Raw genomic sequence first — 713 nt, 5'->3', positions numbered from 1 at the left:
CGCCCCTGCACCACCAACTGGACCGCGTCGGCTTTGAACTCCGGCGTGAACGTCCTGCGATTCGTAGACATGATTCCCTGTCGTGCCTTCCTGGTAACGACTGTCTACGAGAAGTGTCACACCCCAGAGCGGGCCTGCCGCCGCGGAACGGCTCACAGCAGTCGGGCGCCCGCGCGCGGTCGGTAATGCCGCGTCGGAGTCGCTGCTAACGGCTCGCTCAAACCTCGCTCAAGCCGGAGAGCACTTTTGGACCCGAGGAACGATCGAAAAGTGCTCTCCGGCTTGAGCGACCATGGTCTTTCTCAGATGTGCTCGCACTTGACCAACCGTGGTGAGCGAGAGTGCCCACTCAGAGCGAACGCAGTCAGCTGCGCTTCTTTCGGGGCCGGGTATTGAGAGCACGTTTGACGTCGTGCCAGAGCTGCTTTGCGTAGTTGGTCGACGTGTGACGGTCGGACCCGTTGCCGGCCTGCTCCTCGGCACAGTCTCGCTCCTGCTGCTTGGCCACTGCGTCGCGGACCATCTCGTCGAAGAGCTCCTTGGCTCGCTGATTGACCTCACAAGCGACGCGCGCCACTAGCGCATCTGATGCTCCTATGCTCAGTCAAGCGGCATTGAGGAGAAATTTGCGATACCTGCTTGCGAACTCATCATCGCGTGATTTGCCTCGTTCGATCGTCGAGACCTTCATCGGCCACACACCGAACTCCTCC

At 60.9% G+C, this 713-nt stretch carries 1 protein-coding gene; it reads right to left on the bottom strand.

Annotation, left to right across the window (positions count from 1 at the left end; genetic code table 11):
• Positions 1–364 precede the first annotated feature (364 nt).
• Complete coding sequence (locus AACX88_RS17495) at positions 365–577, bottom strand: hypothetical protein (protein ID WP_339394130.1); 213 nt, start codon at positions 575–577, stop codon at positions 365–367.
• Positions 578–713: the final 136 nt, after the last annotated feature.

It is taken from the genome of Brevibacterium metallidurans, from assembly GCF_037101285.1.
In the GTDB taxonomy this organism is placed as follows: domain Bacteria; phylum Actinomycetota; class Actinomycetes; order Actinomycetales; family Brevibacteriaceae; genus Brevibacterium; species Brevibacterium metallidurans.
This window is presented reverse-complemented; position numbering and strand designations above follow the sequence as displayed.